This window comes from Nodosilinea sp. LEGE 07088 (assembly GCF_015207395.1).
Classification (GTDB): Bacteria; Cyanobacteriota; Cyanobacteriia; order Phormidesmidales; family Phormidesmidaceae; genus Nodosilinea.
Genome location: NZ_JADEWX010000039.1, coordinates 20637 through 39021, shown reverse-complemented (window position 1 = coordinate 39021; position 18385 = coordinate 20637). Strand labels below are relative to the sequence as shown.

22 protein-coding genes are annotated in these 18385 nt (G+C 58.2%); 5 read left to right on the top strand and 17 right to left on the bottom strand.

The window, feature by feature from the left end; translation table 11 throughout:
• Positions 1–356: 356 nt before the first annotated feature.
• The 7 genes from crtI to IQ254_RS11760 form a co-directional block, all read right to left on the bottom strand.
• The gene (gene crtI, locus IQ254_RS11790) at positions 357–2006 is read right to left on the bottom strand and encodes a phytoene desaturase family protein (protein WP_193966356.1); all 1650 of its coding nucleotides are present in this window, start codon (positions 2004–2006) and stop codon (positions 357–359) included.
• A 102-nt stretch (positions 2007–2108) separates the two neighbouring features.
• The gene (locus IQ254_RS11785) at positions 2109–2372 is read right to left on the bottom strand and encodes a DUF2283 domain-containing protein (RefSeq protein WP_193966355.1); all 264 of its coding nucleotides are present in this window, start codon (positions 2370–2372) and stop codon (positions 2109–2111) included.
• On the bottom strand, positions 2360–2692 hold the full coding sequence (locus IQ254_RS11780) for a hypothetical protein (protein WP_193966354.1): 333 nt from the start codon (positions 2690–2692) through the stop codon (positions 2360–2362). The genes IQ254_RS11785 and IQ254_RS11780 overlap by 13 nt, the downstream gene beginning before the upstream one ends.
• 86 nt (positions 2693–2778) lie before the next feature.
• Complete coding sequence (locus IQ254_RS11775) at positions 2779–3384, bottom strand: aminodeoxychorismate/anthranilate synthase component II (protein WP_193966353.1); 606 nt, start codon at positions 3382–3384, stop codon at positions 2779–2781.
• Between the two features lie 18 nt (positions 3385–3402).
• Positions 3403–3819, bottom strand: coding sequence for a diacylglycerol kinase family protein (locus IQ254_RS11770; RefSeq protein WP_278000317.1), 417 nt, complete (start codon positions 3817–3819; stop codon positions 3403–3405).
• A gap of 126 nt (positions 3820–3945) precedes the next feature.
• Complete coding sequence (gene ybeY / locus IQ254_RS11765) at positions 3946–4461, bottom strand: rRNA maturation RNase YbeY (RefSeq protein WP_193966351.1); 516 nt, start codon at positions 4459–4461, stop codon at positions 3946–3948.
• Positions 4462–4465: 4 nt separating this feature from the next.
• A complete protein-coding gene (locus IQ254_RS11760; RefSeq protein WP_193966350.1) occupies positions 4466–4657 on the bottom strand; it encodes a DUF3285 domain-containing protein in 192 nt (63 codons plus the stop codon).
• 243 nt (positions 4658–4900) lie between these two features.
• Here IQ254_RS11760 and IQ254_RS11755 point away from each other — a divergent pair, with 243 nt between their 5' ends.
• Entirely contained in the window at positions 4901–5194 is a 294-nt protein-coding gene (locus IQ254_RS11755; RefSeq protein ID WP_193966349.1) for a hypothetical protein, read from the top strand.
• 69 nt (positions 5195–5263) lie between these two features.
• On the opposite strand, the gene IQ254_RS11750 is transcribed toward IQ254_RS11755, so the two are convergent.
• Positions 5264–5482: a hypothetical protein gene (locus tag IQ254_RS11750; protein WP_193966348.1), complete on the bottom strand. Its 219-nt coding sequence runs from the start codon at positions 5480–5482 to the stop codon at positions 5264–5266.
• Between the two features lie 133 nt (positions 5483–5615).
• Here IQ254_RS11750 and IQ254_RS33095 point away from each other — a divergent pair, with 133 nt between their 5' ends.
• Both IQ254_RS33095 and IQ254_RS33090 read left to right on the top strand, forming a co-directional pair.
• Positions 5616–5951 carry a hypothetical protein gene (locus IQ254_RS33095; RefSeq protein WP_228040554.1) on the top strand — a complete coding sequence of 112 codons (336 nt, stop codon included), beginning with the start codon at positions 5616–5618 and terminating at the stop codon, positions 5949–5951.
• Positions 5952–5961: 10 nt separating this feature from the next.
• Positions 5962–6243, top strand: a complete 282-nt coding sequence (locus tag IQ254_RS33090) for a hypothetical protein (protein WP_228040553.1) — start codon at positions 5962–5964, stop codon at positions 6241–6243.
• Positions 6244–6250: 7 nt separating this feature from the next.
• Here the strand turns inward: IQ254_RS33090 and IQ254_RS11740 are convergent, their stop codons facing one another.
• Together IQ254_RS11740 and IQ254_RS11735 are read right to left on the bottom strand one after the other, a co-directional pair.
• Positions 6251–6934: a hypothetical protein gene (locus tag IQ254_RS11740; RefSeq protein WP_193966347.1), complete on the bottom strand. Its 684-nt coding sequence runs from the start codon at positions 6932–6934 to the stop codon at positions 6251–6253.
• A 197-nt stretch (positions 6935–7131) separates the two neighbouring features.
• Positions 7132–7347, bottom strand: coding sequence for a hypothetical protein (locus IQ254_RS11735; protein WP_193966346.1), 216 nt, complete (start codon positions 7345–7347; stop codon positions 7132–7134).
• 86 nt (positions 7348–7433) lie between these two features.
• Between IQ254_RS11735 and IQ254_RS11730 the strand changes: the two genes are divergently transcribed.
• Complete coding sequence (locus tag IQ254_RS11730; protein WP_193966345.1) at positions 7434–7580, top strand: hypothetical protein; 147 nt, start codon at positions 7434–7436, stop codon at positions 7578–7580.
• A 21-nt stretch (positions 7581–7601) separates the two neighbouring features.
• Here the strand turns inward: IQ254_RS11730 and prfB are convergent.
• From prfB to IQ254_RS11700, 6 genes are all read right to left on the bottom strand, one after another.
• Positions 7602–8724 (bottom strand): peptide chain release factor 2 gene (prfB, locus tag IQ254_RS11725; RefSeq protein WP_193966358.1). Its coding sequence is split into 2 segments (ribosomal slippage): positions 7602–8651 and positions 8653–8724, totalling 1122 coding nucleotides; the frame shifts between segments, so codons are not numbered across the junction.
• Positions 8725–9248: 524 nt separating this feature from the next.
• Complete coding sequence (locus IQ254_RS11720; RefSeq protein WP_193966344.1) at positions 9249–10037, bottom strand: hypothetical protein; 789 nt, start codon at positions 10035–10037, stop codon at positions 9249–9251.
• Between the two features lie 100 nt (positions 10038–10137).
• A complete protein-coding gene (locus IQ254_RS11715; protein ID WP_193966343.1) occupies positions 10138–10470 on the bottom strand; it encodes an MgPME-cyclase complex family protein in 333 nt (110 codons plus the stop codon).
• Between the two features lie 178 nt (positions 10471–10648).
• On the bottom strand, positions 10649–11359 hold the full coding sequence (locus IQ254_RS11710) for a pyridoxine 5'-phosphate synthase (protein WP_193966342.1): 711 nt from the start codon (positions 11357–11359) through the stop codon (positions 10649–10651).
• 63 nt (positions 11360–11422) lie between these two features.
• On the bottom strand, positions 11423–13594 hold the full coding sequence (locus IQ254_RS11705) for a polysaccharide biosynthesis tyrosine autokinase (protein ID WP_193966341.1): 2172 nt from the start codon (positions 13592–13594) through the stop codon (positions 11423–11425).
• A gap of 12 nt (positions 13595–13606) precedes the next feature.
• Positions 13607–14863 (bottom strand): polysaccharide biosynthesis/export family protein, encoded by a 1257-nt coding sequence (locus tag IQ254_RS11700; RefSeq protein ID WP_228040551.1) that lies wholly within the window; start codon positions 14861–14863, stop codon positions 13607–13609.
• Positions 14864–14914: 51 nt separating this feature from the next.
• Between IQ254_RS11700 and IQ254_RS11695 the strand changes: the two genes are divergently transcribed.
• On the top strand, positions 14915–15601 hold the full coding sequence (locus IQ254_RS11695; protein WP_193966340.1) for a class I SAM-dependent methyltransferase: 687 nt from the start codon (positions 14915–14917) through the stop codon (positions 15599–15601).
• Positions 15602–15673: 72 nt separating this feature from the next.
• Here IQ254_RS11695 and clpB read toward each other — a convergent pair whose 3' ends face one another.
• A complete protein-coding gene (clpB, locus tag IQ254_RS11690; protein ID WP_193966339.1) occupies positions 15674–18361 on the bottom strand; it encodes an ATP-dependent chaperone ClpB in 2688 nt (895 codons plus the stop codon).
• Positions 18362–18385: the final 24 nt, after the last annotated feature.

Sequence of the window (18385 nt, the reverse complement as noted above, 5' to 3'; positions counted from 1 at the left end):
TGGTTTGGTAGGATGCAGGAAACATATTGGTTTAGGGGAGCTGCACTGAGGCTCCCTATTTTTTGTCCCCTTTATTGTCTCAAAGCCCTGTACCGCATGACGTTGAGTACCCTTGTCACCCGTTAAGGTAACCAGGATTCGGTATTAACGGCCCATGACCCGACGCAAAGCCTCACAACCTCTGCCTTTGGGCCGCAATGCACCGCTGACGATATCGAGCCCCTCGACTACTGCGAACGGTGCGTTTCGGCCAGGGCGGAGAGCGTTGCCTTCTCGCCAGGTGGGCTTGAGGCCGGAACACACCCTACCGATAATCAACTTTGCGAGGGTTCGATAGAACTAAACCGATTCTCGCCCTATACCGGTTGGGGGCTCAGCTCGGGGCTGGCCTGACCGCTGACCACGGCCTCGTCTACCCCATAGTCCTCGGCCACCAGGCGGGCCGTCATCTTAGCCGACATCATCACGCTGGGGGTACCGGCCCCGGGCTGGGTGCCAGCGCCCACCAGGTATAGCCCCTGGATGTCTTCGCTGCGGTTGTGGGGGCGGAAAAAGGCCGACTGCACCAGCAGCGGCTCCAGGCCAAAGGCATTGCCCACGTGGGCGTCGAGGGTGTGTTCAAAATAGTCGGGGGTGATGTAGCTGTGGCACACCAGCCGCTCCCGCAGGTTGGGCAGGTAGCCCCGCTCGTCGAGGAAGTCGATGACGATATCGCGCAGGCGATCACCCGCCTCCGACCAGTCAATGCCCGACTTGTTGTTGGGCATGGGCACCAGGGTATAGGCCGCGTGGTGCCCCGGCGGCGCCAGGGAAGGATCGGTGAGGGTGGGGAGGTGAATGTACTGGGAAAAATCCTGAGGCAGAACCTTGCGGCCAAAGATATCTTTCAGCAGTTCCTCGTAGCGGGGGCCGAGGATGATGGTGTGGTGGCTCAGCTTGTCGGCTTCGTTACCGTCGGCCTTAAACCCAAAGTAGAGCACAAACACCGACATCGACTGCTGGCTCAGCTTCACCCGCAGGTCGCTGTTCCAGAAGCGATACTGGGGTTCGATCAGTTTGCCGTAGGTGGTGGCCCAGTCGGCGTTTGACACCACCAGGTCGGCAGCCATGGTCAGGCCATCGCCCAGGGTAACGCCCGTGGCGACTTTTTTACCCTCCCGGCGGGTGACGTTGATTTTTGTCACCGGGGCGTTGTATTTGATCGTGCCGCCCAGCTCCTCAAACTTTTTCACAAAGCCCTGCACCAGTGCCCCGGTGCCGCCCATGGCAAAGTGAATGCCCCAGGTCTTTTCGACGAAGTGGATCATGGCGTAGATGGCGGGCACCGACAGGGGGTTGCCGCCCACCAGCAGCGGCTCAAAGGTGAAGACCTGGCGCAGCTTATCGCTCTTGAAGTAGCGGCTGCTAAAGCGAAACAGGTTGCGCACGGCGTCGAGCTTGAGCAGGTCGGGGGCCACCTTCAGCATGGTGCCCACATCGCCAAAGTGGGTGTAGCCCAGCTCTAAAAAGCCCCGCTCGAAGATGGCGCGGGATTGCTCGTGGAAGCGCTGGTAGCCTTCCCAATCGCCCGGTTCGCCCAGGGCGAGAATTTGCTCGCGGGTGTGGGCCTCGTCGCCGTCGTAGTCGAAAAAGGTGCCGTCGTCAAAGTAGATGCGGTAGAAGGGCAGAATCGGCACGATCTGCACGTAGCGGCTGGTGTTGGGGCCGCCAGAGACTCCCGCTTTGATCCGCTTGTTCTCATCGACGATGGTGGCGGGAAAGTCGGCGGCGGTGAGGTTGGCGCGATCGCGCTCCAGGGAAAACAATTCCTCAATAAAGTGGGGCACCGTGATCACCGTCGGCCCCATGTCAAAGGTAAAGCCCTGCTCGCGGCGCACGTAGGCCCGTCCACCGGGGGCATCCAGCGCTTCGACGATGGTGGTATCAAACCCTAGGCTTTGCAGGCGCAGGCCCATGGCCAGCCCGCCGACACCTGCCCCGATTACGATCGCCTGCTTCCGACCCATGCTTGACTCCTGAGAGGTTCTGTTACAAACGTTAATAAATTACCCGTATTCTACTACCATAAGTTCTCCGCCGCCGGGTCAAATGCTGAGATACAGGGATCGCTAATCAAGCTCACCTTGGATACTTGAGGTGACAGAAGCATTAGCTTCTGAGCGTTGCAAGGCCTGTAGAACGGTGATCCCAACTAAATCATCATCTCGATAATGATAAATAACACTGTCCTCTAGGACGCTGTCATTGGCCTGCTGAGGCTTTTGAAAACTGATATAAAGCACATCTGCCTCGTCGTCGTAGTCGATCCACGTCCGTTTAGACGGCAATTGCAGTAAATAGGGCACTGACTGCAAGATATCTATCGCTGCCATAGGATCCCTCTTCTTAAAATTTTTCCTGGTTTTGACGTCATAAAAGCAGTGATCATGAATCCTTCTAGCTCAGCTTCCTTGAAGACTACTACTACTGATTTCTTAGAAATAGGCGTTTTGGGATATGCCCTCAGTGCAATCAGTTCTGTCTCCCATCCATCAACGATGAAATTTGGTTCGCTCAAGGTTTCGAGAACAAATTCAAGGCAACCAGCCATGTAGTCATGGTTTTCTACCACATGGGCCCACTGCTGATAGGTAATCCGTATGGGAGTTTGTGAATAAGCAATAGCGGTGTCAAGCACTCTCGAATTAGGCATGATGCAGCTATGGCTTAATTGTAGAGCTACCAATGCCGCCCCGAAGGTTCGGTTCGGGGAATTTCAGAAGCCAAAACCCACTCCCCTCAAGCCGCCACGGGCACCGGCAGCGACACCAAAAAATTCCGCAGAATTTGCATACCCGCTTCGGTCAAAATGCTCTCGGGGTGAAACTGCACCCCTTGCAGGTGGGGGTAGTCGCGGTGCTGCACCCCCATGATCGTGCCGTCTTCAACCCAGGCGGTCACTTCCAGGACATCGGGGCAGGTGGCGCGATCGATCACCAGGCTGTGGTAGCGGGTGGCCTGAAACGGATTGTCTAACCCGGCAAAGACGCCCTTGCCGGTGTGGTAAATAGGAGACGTCTTGCCGTGCATGAGTTCAGCGGCGCGCACCACATGGCCCCCAAACACCTGGCCCAGGCTCTGGTGCCCCAGACAGACGCCCAAAATCGGCAGCGTCGGGCCAAGCTGCGCCAGAATGTCGAGGGAAACCCCAGAGTCGTCGGGAGTGCCAGGGCCAGGGGAAATGACAATGCCGTCGGGCTGGAGGGCAATAATCTCATCCACCGTGATGTCGTCATTGCGAAACACCTGGAGATCGCGGGCTACGGGCAACTCAGCCCCCAGTTCGCCCAGGTATTGCACCAGGTTGTAGGTAAAGCTGTCGTAGTTGTCGATCACCAAAATCATGGGCGCACCAGGGATGAACTAGAGCTGAAGCAGTTGGGGCTGAATCACCCGCCACAGGGGCGGCAGCATGAGACAAGCGGCTACCGAGACTGAGATCAGCGCTGAGATCAGCACAGCGGCAGCGGCGCAGTCTTTGGCGATCTTAGCGAGTTCGTGGTAAGTCTGCTGCACCGTCAGGTCAACCACCGACTCCAGGGCGGTGTTGATTAACTCGAGGGTGAGCACGACGCCGCAGGTGAGGATGATCACCGCTAGCTCTACCGGGGCAAGGTGCAGCGCGATCGCCAGGCTCACCGCCAGCGTGCCGACCACCACATGGATGCGAAAGTTGCGCTGGGTGCGAAAGGCGTAAGATACCCCTTGCCACGCATACTTAAAACTCACCAGCAGATTAGTTGCCACCTGCCACGACAGCTGGCGATTGACCCCATCCATTTCAGATTCGGCCACAGGCACTACCGACTCAGATTTTTCGCTATAGAGGGTCATAGAAAAGGATCTAAATAGTCGCTTGGGTAATACGCCCCTATACCGTACCTTGGAGTGCGCATCAGGGCTAATCTAGCCTACTTTTTCCGACTTTAAGCCAATGGTTTCGAGTAATTCACCCTGTTTAGCCAGCATGGTAGCTAGGGTGGCGTCATCGGGGTGATCCCACCCTAGCAGGTGTAAGAAGCCATGGGCCGCTAGCCAGGCGGTTTCCCAGCGCAGGGAGTGGCCTGCTGACTGGGCCTGATGGGCGGCGGTATCCAGCGAAATAATAATGTCGCCCAGGTAGAGCGGCTCGGTCGCTAACAGTTCTTCGATCTGGGGAAAGTCTGTCTCTAGCGCCGCAAAGGAGAGCACGTCGGTGGGGCCGTCGAGCTGGCGAAATTGGTGGTTGAGGGCGGCGATCGCACCATCGGTCGTCAGCCTTAGTGATAGTTCATAGGCCCCGATGGGCGACCCTTTCAGAGCCATCTGCTGCCCCCACCGAGTAAACCAAACCTCCCATTCATCGGCGGTCACCACTGCGGCATCGGGGTGATCGGTTTCTAGGGCCACCTCAAGGGTCGGCCATGGCGATGCTATTGCCATGGGGTTAATGGGTCAGGTAGGCCAAACCCACCAGCAGAGTCAGCAGAGCTGTCACGGTCAGCGAAAAGTGAAACAGCGACTTGCCCCCTTTTTTGACCATGTTGCGCATGGCCAGCTTGACAAAGCTGGGGGGCGCTTCAGCGGAGGCAGACTGTTCGGCGGGCGTTGGCCCTAGGGTAGATTGGTCTTGGCTCATGGGAAATGTTTCATGACTGAACAGCTTTAATGTACCGGGTTTTCTCACTTGCGCCTCTACCGGAAGCGGCATTGGCCATATAGAATGCCACGGACGTTTGGGCTCAAGCGCGGAACACCTGATCTGCCGTTAGCTTCAGCTCTGGAAAAGTTGGTCTCTGGCCATGTCGGGAGAGCTAAGATCATGATGGCATAGGCCGCTATGCTCTAGACCAGAATCTAGATCTCCCTATGGAGGTATGCTATGACCCCACAACTCGAAGCCGCCATCGCTGCCATTCAGCCGCTCTCACCCACAGAGCGTCTACAACTGCTGCAAATTCTCACCCAAAGCGATTCAGTCTCAAATTCTCAACCCGACATCAAAGTACTTAGTGCCCAGTTTTGGCAAGGCATTTCACTCCAGCAGCTACGCGCTACCCAAAACCCCTCGACCGTTCATAGCCTAAAAGATCTCGCTGCTGACTTTTGGCCCGCAGAAGACTCAATTGAGGATTTCCTTGCCTTTCTGCGAAAGCAACGCCAAGAAGCGAGCTAGCTGAAAGTCTATCTACGGCTCATTACACCCCCACCCTAGTGACCAACTGGCAGAGTTTGGCGAGGCGTCTCAATCGTCTAGAGCTGCCATGAAGTCGTCGACTGAGCCGAACTGAACGTGGCCTTGGGCAAACTCGTGGCGAACGTCGGCAATGCTCTGGCCAAGTTCTTGGCGGCGCTGATCTGCAAGTCTTTTTTGCAGCAGAGTTAGCACGGCCTCTCGATCTTGCAGGGAAAGAGACTCGACCGCATCAATGGCTCTTTGGAGGGCTGAGATCGGTTCAGGCATAGATTTGGCGCATTCGCTGGATGGGGCGATCGTAGCACTGGTACGGGATGAATCACATCTAAATGCGGCAGTCCCCAATCTATCTCTCTAGGCCGTAAACTAAAGGCTGTAACGGCTTGAGGGTCGCCCTACTATGGTGAGCAGCGCTGGCGTTAGGGAATCCATCACGACACTAAACGACCTGCAACTGCGACTGGTGCAGACCCAAAACGTTGATTTTTTCTCTGAATGGGTGGATGACCTGCCGCCTTTGACGACTCAGCAGCAGGTGGGGATTGAGCGCATCAAGCAGCGCTACGACTATCACCGCGCCGATGGGTTGTTGCTGGAGGGCACCATCAATCTGGTGGTTGTAGCGCCATTGCTGGAACTGCTGGATTTCATTGACCCGCCTTTTCGTCTCAAGTCGCCTCATGGAATTGCTATAGAACTCGAAGACCCCGACGAAACCGTGCGGGAGTGTTATTGACGTACTGGTCTTGCAGGAGCGGCTGTGGATTTTGACGGTGGAGTCTAAGCGCACCAGCATTTCTGTGCCAGCGGCGTTGCCTCAGCTGCTGGCCTACATAGCAGCCAACCCCGACCAGCAGCAGCCCAACTATGGCATGGCTACGAATGGGGATGAGTTTGTGTTTTTGAAGCTGGGTGCTGGGCTGGAATACGATGCTTCTCGTTCTTTTTCGCTGTTTCCTCAGCGTCATGAGCTAGGGCAAGTGGCCCAGATTCTCAAGGCTTTGGGACAGAAAGTCTTGGGGCAGTGATTCTTTCCTAACGCTGACGATAAGGAGGGATGTCAGGCATCGGTGCAGGCATTGGAGAAACATTAGTTGAGCCAGAACTTGGAAGCACATTACTTGAGCCAGAGTATTGAGGCACTGGGAAATAGCCGCTGTAAGGTAAATCGCATCCGAATTCGTTGTAGTGGTCCTTAGCAAGGGACATAACCTTAAAAGCACTTTCTCCTAAATCATTCAACACGACCAGCATATCGTTTGCAAAGCCGCCAATACACTTGTTTGACCCAAAGCGTTCCACGAGCCTTGATAAAGCTTCTCTCCCTGTCTGTACATCCCATACTGCGGCAGCCTCATGCAGCTCTCCCCAATTTTGATTGGCATAGACGTTATAATTTGAAGCCTCTCTAAAGGACGGAATGTCTCCAGGCTGAATATCTCTAAGAACATTCGAATTAAGAATCTCAATAACACCTATGCGCACCATGAAATCCAATTCATCTGTGACGTCTTCCTTGTCTTCATTCTGTTGAAGCACCTCTCTTATCAAAGAGTATTCAAATTTCTTTTCTTCGAGTTCGATGGCTTTGTCTCCTTCAACTGATGCCGTCTGAACCCCTCCAATGAAGCCCAGGAAAGACCCAAAAATAGCTGCTATTGCTGGGACTATAAAAGGTAATGTACCTTTGATAAGACTTTCAGGCTCAGGTTTTTTCATGCTTCACTGCGAGGGCTAAATGGGTCAGTCTAATTAATATGAGGCTTATGAAAACATTTACAGTCGCTCGAAATATACTATTTACAATAGTTCAAGAAAGTTTATTCTTTGAACATGTAGAATTCCGCGTGAATCGTGGAAAGCCGTGGCGCAGGCATCTCGCCTACACAGGTAAGATCCATTCCTACCTACATGAATCAGTTCGGATTACTATGCAAAACCTCATCCCCGTCAGGGAAAACGACGTCCTCATAAACCTGGGGCAAGGCAATCTCCATGTCTACACTGTCGAGCATCAGACTGTCCTCAGCGGCGGCTCCAGAAACCTCACCCATCGTAGTCACCAGCTCCCAGTTGTCTCGCTCGTTGCGGCGGTAGCACTCCACCAAAATGCGATCGGGGTCGATCAACACATAGTCTTGCAGGGTTTCGATCTGGCGATCGCGACGAAACTTGTAGCCGCGATCGCATTCAGTACCTGATCGACCAGCTAGCCGAAATGCCCGACGCCCAGACCCTGCCGCCCCAGGTTTGGATCGATCTGGCCAACGCCGATGCCAACCGCCCCGAAGACGATTGCTGGGCAGGCCTGGCCCGAGACGCCCTCACGACCACGGAGACCCCCGACTATACCGCGCCACAATAGCCACCAAGTGTTCCCGGTCCGCTAGACAGTCTGCTCCTGAAGCACCTGATTTTCCTGGCGCAGGTAGGCCTGAATGAAGGCTTCTAGCTCCCCAGCCATAACGTCGTCGATCGCCGTCGTCTCCACCCCAGTGCGCAGGTCTTTAACCATCTGGTAAGGGTGAAACACGTAGTTGCGAATCTGGGCTCCCCAGCTGGCTTCGACCATGTCGCCGCGAATTTCGGCGATCGCCTGGGTCTGCTGCTCTTGGGCAATGATCAGCAGCTTGGCCTTGAGGATGATCATGGCCTTTTCGCGGTTTTGCAGCTGCGATCGCTCCTGGGTACAGCGCACCGAGATGCCCGTCGGTAGGTGAGTGATCCGCACCGCCGTTTCCACTTTGTTGACATTCTGACCGCCCGCCCCGCCCGATCGCGAGGTCTTAATCTCCAGGTCTTTGTCAGGAATCTCCAGCTCAATATTTTGGTCGAGGATGGGCATCACCTCTACCCCGGCGAAACTGGTCTGGCGCTTGCCGTTGGCGTTAAAGGGCGAAATGCGAACTAGGCGATGGGTACCCTTCTCAGACTTCAGGTAGCCGTAGGCATAGCGCCCGGTAATCTCCAGGGTGGCCGACTTCAGCCCGGCTTCTTCTCCTTCGGATATCTCTACTAAGTGGGCTTTGAATCCATTTTGCTCGGCCCAGCGGGTGTACATGCGCAGCAGCATCTCGGCCCAGTCTTGGGCATCGGTACCTCCGGCTCCGGCGTTGATGGCCAACACCGCGCCTTTCTTGTCGTAGGGGCCAGCGAGAAGCTGCTGTAGCTCCCACTGATCTAGCTCGTGGCCGAGGCTGGTGACGGTGGTCTGAGCCTCTTGCAACAGCGCTTCGTCCTGATCCTCTTGCAGCAGTTCGAGGATGGCGATGGTGTCGTCAAGGCTGGTTTGCCAGCCAGTCAGTTGGCTCAGGTTGGCTTTATAGTCGCTCAGCTCTTGTAGGGTGTCCTGGGCCTGGCTCTGGTCATCCCAAAAGTCGGGCTGGGCCGCCACCTGCTCTAGGTCTTGAATGCGGGCTTCGAGGGCAGGAATGTCAAAGATAGTCCTGGGTTTTACCCAGGCGATTGGTGAGTTCGTCAAGCTCGCGCTTGAGGTCGGTGGTGTCGATCATGGTGTTTTGTAGTCAACTTGGAAATTCACTATAGCGAATCTTGGGGTGGTGCCTTTCCTAGGCTGGATGGGCTATCATCGCCTGAACGCAACTCCGCATCTTATGCGCTATGCAACTTACCCTAGACGATGAAAAAACCAAGGCGCTGCTGACCGAAGCCTTGGTAGAGATGCTACAGCAGAAGCGCGAGGTCTTCTACGAGTAAGACTAGGCTGGCTGAGCGAAGCCGTTCGCCCTGCGTCTCCCAAAGGGAGAAAGCCAAAACTCACCCGAGATGTCCCCTAGCCCCTCTGGGGCGGCTGCGCCAACGACTCCGCTCAGGAGACGGTTACAGTTTGCGAGTCCCTGTGCGAAAAAACAGACTCCATACCCCCGTCCCACATCAATATTCAAACGAAAATTTTCCAGTGGGAGATAAAGCAAGATTCGATAGGCAGTCGGCGTAGTTCAGATAGCTGCCGCCTTTGCGCCAGCCCAGGACAACGGCTAGGCCTGAAAGCCCACCGCAGTGGAGTCCGCAGTTAGAACAGTTGCCCCGTGAGCGCCACCGCTGGGGTCAGCATCACCACCTCCTGGCTATCGACAATAAAGCCAGGAATATTGAGGCTGGTGAGCACAGAGAGCGTTGAAGCTGCGCCTTCCACATTGGGGCTGTGGGCGATCAGCAGGTAAGCGCGCTGACGGTGGACGGCCAGACCAACCGCCTGCCCCACCTGACGCTGAATTTCGATCGCAGATTCGGGCTGGTACTGATAATCGACCAGCACCGCAAACCCAGTGCCAAGGGGCTGGGGCGAATAGGTCGTCGTGGCCGTGGCAGTACTGGTAGCCGTTTCATTGGCAGGGGGGGTCTCGGTGGCAGGGGGCGTTCCTGCTGTTGGTGCCGTTGTGCCTGTATCAGCGGTTGGCGGGGTCGGTTGAGCGGCGGTGGTAGCCGGACGGGCAACAAAGGCCTGAAAGCCTTCGACTTCGGTCATGTACTGGGCCCAGGCGTTGGCATTCTCCAGGTTGTTAAAGCCGCCAGCCCTCACCACCGTATCGTTGAGGTAGTCGCAAACCAAAACCGTGCTGTTCGATGGCAAGAGATCCTGCACTCGCTGGCGTTCGGCTTCGGTGTTGCTTCGCACCAGCAGTAGGTACTCGTTGGTGGCGGGGGGTGGGCAGGGCGGAAAATCGGCCTGGGCTTGAGCCGTCTGCCAAGACCCGGCCAGCGGCCCTAATATTAAGCCCAGAGCTAGTGCCCCGGATCTGGCCCAATGCCGCCATAAATTTTGTTTGCGTGCGCTGCTCCGTATCAAACCCTGTGCCATTGCGTTTGTTAGTGCCATAGTCTGCCAGCGATTCTAGCCTAAACCAGCGATCGCGGGGCAGCGATTCTAAGTTTTGATCCAATTGAATCGTGAGCAGAGGCTAGGAAGCCACCGCCTCCAGCGATGCCAGGGGGTCGGGAATGGTAGCCGAGGGGGCTTCAAACTCTCCGGTGGCCACATATTCAAACCGTAGCTTGACCCAGGTAATGAACTGTTTACTGGTCGATACCAACGCCACGGCGGGCTGGGGGCAGTTGGCCTTAACGCTGGCCAATGCCGGGGAGTCTAGAAAGGCCGGCGACTTCACTAGCCAAAAATCTACTTCCTGTTCCTGTTCTTGGTAGTGGCGGTGGCGTTCTTTGAGCACTTCGGTCAGGGGTTCTTCTTCGAGCAAAAATTTCTGGCTGGCAACGGCGTAGTAGTAGGTGGTCATTGGGAGAATCTCCTGTGTTGTAGAAAGATGAGAAAGATCGGGGGCGATGAAGGATGGTAAGAAGGGTAGGGGGTGACGAAGGCAAAATTGAGAATTCAAAGTTCAAGATTTTGCCTGCTCAATTTTGCATTTTGCGTGCGTCCATCCTCCATGCCCCATCTTCCTAACTCTTCATCACTCAAATCAGCGCTTTCATCTCGCGGACGGCTCGCTCTAGGCCAACTAGAACGGCACGACTGATGATGCTGTGGCCAATGTTTAACTCCTCGATGCCGGCGATGCGGGCGACTGGAACCGTATTCCAGTAGGTGAGGCCATGGCCCGCGTTGACCCGCAGCCCCAACCCCTGGGCCTGCACTGTGCCCTGGGTGAGAATGTCGAGTTCGCGCTGGAGTTCGTGCGCTTGGGTGGCCTCGGCGTAGGGGCCGGTGTGCAGCTCGATAACCTGGGCGCCGCTTTGGGCCGAGGCTTCGATTTGGTCGGCGTCGGCGTCGATAAACAGGCTGACTGGAATCTCTGCGCCCTGTAGGGTGTGGACTACGGCCTTGATGCGATCGAGCTGACCAGCAATGTCGAGCCCGCCTTCGGTGGTGACTTCCTGACGGCGCTCGGGTACCAGGGTGATGTAGTCGGGGCGCAGGTCAAGGGCGATCGCGACCATTTCGTCGGTGGCGGCCATCTCCAGGTTGAGATGGGTGCGCACGGTCTGCCGTAGCAGGCGCACGTCTCGGTCTTGAATGTGGCGGCGGTCTTCGCGCAGGTGAACGGTAATGCCATCGGCCCCGGCTAGCTCGGCCAGCACCGCTGCCGCTACCGGGTCGGGCTCAACGGTACGGCGAGCCTGGCGCAGGGTGGCAATGTGGTCAATGTTAACTCCCAGGGTAGGCAAGCGATCGCTCCCAAACGATGACAGAATCTACAGTGTACGATCCTACCCTACTGGCTGGCTGAGCTAAAAGTCGATGGAGCGAATTAAGGGGGCAGGGGCAGAGGCGACAGGCAGAGGTTCGACGACAGCTCCCTGGGGGGCCGCCCCATCGGCGGCATTGACAATCGCCCCCAATACTGGCAGATCGTCGCTCTCTAACAGCTGCTCTAGCAGGGCTTCAAGCACGCTTTTGTCGGTATAGCCGGGGCGAGTCACCAGCAGCAGGCCATCGCTAGCAGGCCCCAGGAGCAGGGCGTCGTTGCTGCGGCTTAGGGGGGGCGCGTCGATCAGCACTAAGTCAAAGCGGGCCCGAACATCGGCCAAAAACTGACCCATCTCGCTCGATTCTAAAACCGCCGCCGGATGCGGCTGGGGGCCAGGGCTGGGAGCCAGGTAGAGGTTTTCGACCAGGGGCACCAGCTGAATGGGTTCCTGCTGCCGCCCGGCATAGTAGTGCAGCGGTTCAGCGATCGCCCCTGGGTCGAGCCTTACCCCCAGGCGGGAGGCGCAGGAGGGCTGGCGCAGGTCGGCCTCTACCACCAGGGTGCGGCGACCGGCCCGAGCGGCGGCAATACCCAGGTTAAAGGCGCTGGTGGTTTTGCCCTCCCCGGCTCGACTGCTGACCATCAGCACCACCCGTGGCGAGGCCCCGGCCTCAGATTGGGTACCTGCCCGCCGCAGGCTGCTGCGCAACCGTTCATAGATGTCGAGTTCTGGGGTTTGGGGCTGGTAAAGCATGGGCCAGCCCTGGGCAGACGTAGCAACCAGGGCTGGCACCCGGGCCAGCATCGGCACGTCTTGGTCGAGCAAAATGCCTTCGATCTCTTCGGCGGTGCGGGCAGTGCTGTCGAGTAGATCGAGCAAAAAGGCCACCGCCCCAGCGGCCACAACCGCCAACAACCCGCCCACGGCCATGACGACGATGGGGTTGGGCGGCAGGTCGGTCTGGACGGTGACGGTGGGCGGTTCAGCGATAGTTAGGCTACTGACGGTTTCGGCGACGGCGGCCTCGGCGTCGATGCGCTTGGCCTGAATTTGGTCGTAAAGAGCCTGGTTGAGGGCCACCTGCTGAGCCAGGCGATCGCGCTCTAGCTGCTTGTTGGGCAGGCTGGCGTACTGCTCTCGCAGCTGGCCATCGGCCTGGTTGAGCGCCTGCTGCTGGTTAGCCAGGGCAGCGCGCTGGGCGCTGAGGGTAATCAGCTGGTTAGCTAGAGCAGCGCGGGCCGGGTCGAGGGTGCTGTTGCGGCGCACGTCGCTGACGCTGGGGAGGGCGGCCAAGTCTTGCCCACCGACGACTTCCTGGGCGCGCTCGGCCAGCAGGGTGTTGTAAACAGACAGATCGTGGCGGAGATCCTGCATGTCGGGGTGCGCCTCTCGCAGGGTAGGGGCTAGCAGCTTAAGCGCCGTTTCGGTCTCTAAGATCAGCAGTCGCAGTTCAGCAATAATCGGGTCGGCGCTCAGGGCTGAGGCCGTCAACGCCTCTCCCGGCGTCAATCCCAGCTGCTGTTGCAAGCTCTGAATCTGGGAGTCGAGGCCGGCTAGGGCAATTTGGTTTTGGCGCTGCTGCTGCTGCCCCCCAGAGATCGCCCCCAGCAGACTACCGTCGAGGGCCGCCTGAATGGCAGGGCCTTCGGTGCGATCGTAGGCTTCGAGAGCCTGTTCGGCGGCGGCTAGGTCGGCTTCTACAGCAGGCAGTCGCTCGTCTAGGGCGCTGACAATGGCCCCCAGGCGAGCCCGGTTGGTCACTCGGCTGAGCTCCACCATGGCCTCAAACATCAGCGTCAGCACCGCTTGAGCCTCGTCGTCGTCAGCCCCGCGAAAGATCACCGTAACCCGCTGCACCTGATCTTCCTCGCCCTCTAGCGTGACGCTAGTGCGGTTGCGCAGGGTTTCTGGCTCCAGGTCAATTCCCCGCCGGCCCAGTTCTTGCGAAACCTGCTGCAGCAACACATCGGCCAGCAAAAACTGCTCCGAGATAATCCCCTGCCCCCGCTGCTGCACCTCATTACCAATCGTCGTCAAGGCCACCAGGGGCGCATTTTGCACCAGTACTCCCTCGGCTCGATACTGGGGTGGCGGCGGCGGTTGCAGGGCCACCACCGCCGAAATGCCCAAAATACCGGCGAAGGTGGCCAGGCTAGGCCACTTATAGCGGTCTAGGGCCAGCAGATAGCGTTTAATGACTGGAGAAACCATCGTCGTCGTTGCCTAGGGCCTAAATAATGAGTCTGCCGCATTGCTCAGGGAGTCGAAAAAGAGTAAAAAGCCCAGCACATCTCGAAAAGGCTGAGTAAACGTGTTCAGGGTATAGCTAACCCGGGCCAGCAGGTTGCGATCGACCACCAAAATATCGTTCTCCTGAAGGGGGATGTTTTGGCTCGGGTCACCGTTCACCGCCGCCGATGCATCTACCATCAGGGTATCGGCTGTACCGGTTTCGGGGTTAAAACGCAGTACCGCAATCCGATTGTAGGCAGCCAGGTCGGGGTTGACCCCCGCCACCGCCAGGGCGTCGAGAAAACGGCTGCCGTTGCGCAGGGTAATGGCCCCAAACTGGGCCTCGATACCCCGCCCCCCAGAAGCGCGGTTGAGCACCCGCACGGTAATTTCGGGCCGGGCCAGGGTTGAGGTGGCCACCAGGTCGCGATTGTAGGCCTCTACTGCCGCCGGGTCTAAGCGGGGCACCATCACCACATCGCCGTCCTGGAGCTGCACCTGGGGAATCGGATTGCCCTGGAGCAGCGGCGTGTACAGGTCTATGGTGCGGGTCAGCGTTTCGCCATTTTCCAGCGATCGCTCGACCTCAATCTCCCGCAAGTCTGCCAAGACGGTTGCCCCCCCGGCGGTCAACAGTGCCACCGAGAGCTGCGGTGCCTGTAGGGGGTATAACCCTGGCCGGGGCACTTCTCCTACAATGGTGATTTCTACGGGCCGCTGGGCGGTGAGAATGAGCGATACATCGGGCTCGACCACGTACTGGTTGTAGGCGGTGTAGAGCGCCTCGCGGGCCTGGTCGAGGGTGAGTCCGGCCAGGTTGACGGTGCCCGCCAACGGCATTACCACGTTGCCTTGAATATCGAGGGTGGCCGGAAAGCTCAGATCGGGGAAGCTCGGTACCCCGACAAAAATGCCGTCCCCTGGCCCCAACCGATACTGGTCAAACGCTGCTGTCGGGTCTTCATCTCCTGGCCTTAGCCCCCTGGGCAGAACGGGGGATTGAGCATCGAGGGGGGCCGGGGCTTGGGCCAGGGCCGGCAGCCCCAAGGCTGCGATCCACAGCCCAACTAGACCACAGCAAATGCGTTGGCCCCAGCACTGGGTTGAACCGCGTAACACCATAGGATCCATTACGTAATGCTTTGCCCACCGGCAGTACACCTCATATTGCCCCATTTTTCTGGCGGCGAGCCAAAAAAATGGCGACTCAGCGCCGCTGTGGTAGGCTGCCTCCATCTTCTCAAGCATGGGTTAGTCAGAGATGTGCGGATTTAGGCATGGGGATATTGGGCCTAGGCGATGATTGCGCTGCGTTGCCCACTGTGCCATAGCGATCGCTGGCGTGAGATACACCGCGATGCTCCGTGCCAGGCTCGGCCGGGCCAACGCACCTACTACCGCTGTGGCCAGTGCAACCTGATTTTTGTCCATGCCGACGATTTTCTTTCGCAATCAGCCGAAAAAGCCGAGTACGATCTGCACCAAAACTCTCCCCAGGATGAGGGCTATCGTCGTTTTCTCAGCCGCCTAGCCAATCCGTTAATCGCCCGTCTGGCCCCCGGCTGCGATGGGCTTGACTTTGGTTCTGGCCCTGGGCCAACCCTGTCGGTCATGCTCGCAGAGGCGGGTCACCATGTCGCCCTCTACGACCCCTTCTACGCTAACGATGCCCAGGTGTTTGATCACCAGTACGACTTTGTGACGGCCACCGAGGTGGTCGAGCACCTGCGCCAGCCGCGCCTGGAATTGGATCGACTGTGGGGCTGCCTGAAACCGGGCGGTACCCTGGGGCTGATGACCAAGCTGGCCCGCGACGATACCGCCTTTGCCGGTTGGCACTACCACCGCGATCGCACCCATATTTGCTTCTTTTCGGTGCAGACCTTTGAGTGGCTGGCGGCGCTGTGGCCCGCCCACCTCACCCTGCTGGAGCAAGACGTGATTTTGCTGCGCAAGCCAGAGACCTCCGGGATTGCTGGGCAGTAGCCAAACTCCCCAGCCAGCCGGGTATCCCCCTGAGTTCCCTCGTGAGTCAGTCACCGCGTCGCCGCCGTTCTACTAGCCGCCTACCGTCGATTCCACCTTGGCGTCTTCTGCCTCGGGTATAGGCTCAGGCTCTGGGGCGTCGGGTTCTCGATGGCTAAACACCAATGCTCCCTCCGCTAGATCCACAACGATGGTGGCACCCGGGGTAAAGGCAGCCTCTAGAATCTGGGTGGCGATGGGGTTTTCGAGCAGCCGCTGAATCGCCCGCTTTAGGGGGCGAGCCCCATAGACCGGGTCATAGCCACTCTGGGCGATGAAGTCGATCGCCGCGTCAGACATCTCCAGCCCGATCGCCTGATCGGCCAAACGGCGCTGCACCCGCTGTATCTGCAGCGCAACAATTTTGCGTAGCTCGGCCTTGCGCAACGAGTGGAAGAGAATCAGATCGTCTACCCGATTGAGAAACTCGGGGCGAAACTGCTTTTGCAGCGCCTTGAGCACCTGGGTACGCATGTCGTCGTAGCGGTCGTCGTCGCCGCCCAGCTCCAAAATCAGGTCGCTGCCGATGTTGCTGGTCATGATCACCACGGTGTTGCGGAAATCGATTCGGTGGCCCTGGGAGTCGGTGATGCGGCCATCGTCGAGCACCTGCAGGAGAATATTGAATACGTCGGGGTGGGCTTTTTCCACCTCGTCGAGCAGCACCACCGAGTAGGGGTGACGGCGCACGGCTTCGGAGAGCTGGCCACCGTCTTCGTAGCCGACGTAGCCCGGCGGTGCCCCCACCAGCCGCGACACAGCGTTTTTCTCCATATACTCCGACATGTCGATGCGAATCAGCGCGTCTTCGGTGTCGAAGAGAAACTCAGCCAGGGCCCGGGCCAGCTCAGTCTTGCCCACCCCGGTCGGCCCCATGAATAGGAAGGAACCCAGGGGACGGCCCTGGTCGTTCATGCCCGCCCGAGCCCGGCGAATGGCGGCGGCGACGGCCTCGACGGCTTCGTCTTGGCCGATTACTCGCTCGTGCAGGTGGCCTTCGAGCTGGAGTAGCTTCTGCCGCTCTGACTCCATCAGTCGGTTGACCGGAATGCCCGTCCACTTGGCGACAATTTCGGCGATATCGGCCTCGGTCACCTGCTCTCGCAGCAGAGTGGTGCCCTGAGCCTGAATTTCAACCAGCTGGGCCTCTAGGGCTTCGCGATCGCGCTGAATAGCCTCCAGTCGACCGTACTTGAGCTGGGCGGCTTTGTTGAGGTCGTAGGCCCGCTCGGCCTGCTCGATCTGCAAGCGAATCTGGTCTTCTTCTTCTTTCAGGGCGTTGATAGCGTCGAGGGCCTGTTTTTCGCCCTGCCACTGGCCGCTGAGGGCCTGCTGTTTGGTCTGGAGCTCGGCAATCTCTTGCTCGATGCGGCCCAGGCGCGATCGCGAGGCACCGGAGGCCGAACCGTTTTCGGCTTCCAGCGACAGCTTTTCCATCTCCAGCTGCATCAGGCGGCGATCGATGCCCTCTAGCTCCTCGGGCTTGGAGGTGATCTCCATCTTCAGCTTGGCGGCGGCTTCATCTACCAGGTCGATGGCCTTATCGGGCAAAAATCGATCTGAAATGTAGCGGTCAGAGAGCACCGCCGCCGCCACCAGGGCGCTGTCGGCGATTTCGACCCCGTGGTACGACTCGTAGCGCTTCTTCAACCCCCGCAAAATTGAAATTGTGTCGTCGGCGCTGGGCTGCCCTACATACACCTGCTGAAAGCGACGCTCTAGGGCGGCATCTTTTTCGATGTGCTTGCGGTACTCGTCCAGCGTTGTCGCGCCAATGCAGCGCAGCTCGCCTCGGGCCAACATGGGCTTCAGCAGGTTGCTGGCATCCATGGTGCCCTGGCCAGCCCCAGCCCCCACCACCGTGTGCAGCTCGTCAATAAATAGAACGATCTGTCCGGCGGAGTCGGTGACATCTCGCAGTACCGATCGCAGCCGCTCTTCAAACTCACCGCGAAACTTGGCTCCGGCAATGAGCCCACCAATATCCAAGGAAATCAGGGTGCGCCCCTTCAGCGACTCGGGCACTTCGCCGTTGATGATGCGCTGGGCCAGGGCCTCTGCGATCGCGGTCTTGCCCACCCCCGGCTCGCCAATTACCACCGGGTTATTTTTTGTGCGGCGCGACAGCACCTGTATCACCCGGCGAATTTCGTCATCGCGGCCAATGACAGGGTCAAGCTGGCCATCGCGGGCCATCTGGGTGAGATCAATGCCAAATTTTTCCAGCGCTTCGTACTGCTGTTCGGGGTTTTGGTCCACCACCTTCTGGCTACCCCGCACCGCCTGCACGGCGGCCATGAGTTCTGGGCCTTCCACATTAAAGCCCCGCAGCAGGCGACGGCCAATGCGCTCGTCTTCTTGAAAACCCAGCAGCAGGTGCTCGACAGAGATGAACTTATCTTTGAGGGTTTGCTGGGCGGCTTTAGCCTGATCGAGCATGCGATCGAGGCTTTGGCCCAGGTAAAGGTTGCTGTCGAGACCAGGGCGCACGCGAGCCTGGCGCTTAGCAAAGGTTTCTAGCTCGTCGAGCAGTAGATCGCAGTCGAGGTTGGCTTTGGCTAGAACTTTGTGGGCCAGCCCGTCTTCTTCTTGGTCGAGCATGGCGATGATCACATGCTCGACTTCCATATACTGATGTTTGCAGCGGCGCGCCACATCCTGGGCTTCAACAATGGCGTCCCAGGCTTTAGCGGTAAATTGATCCGGATCGGTTGGCTGCATAGTCTCCGTGGCAGGCGAGCTTAA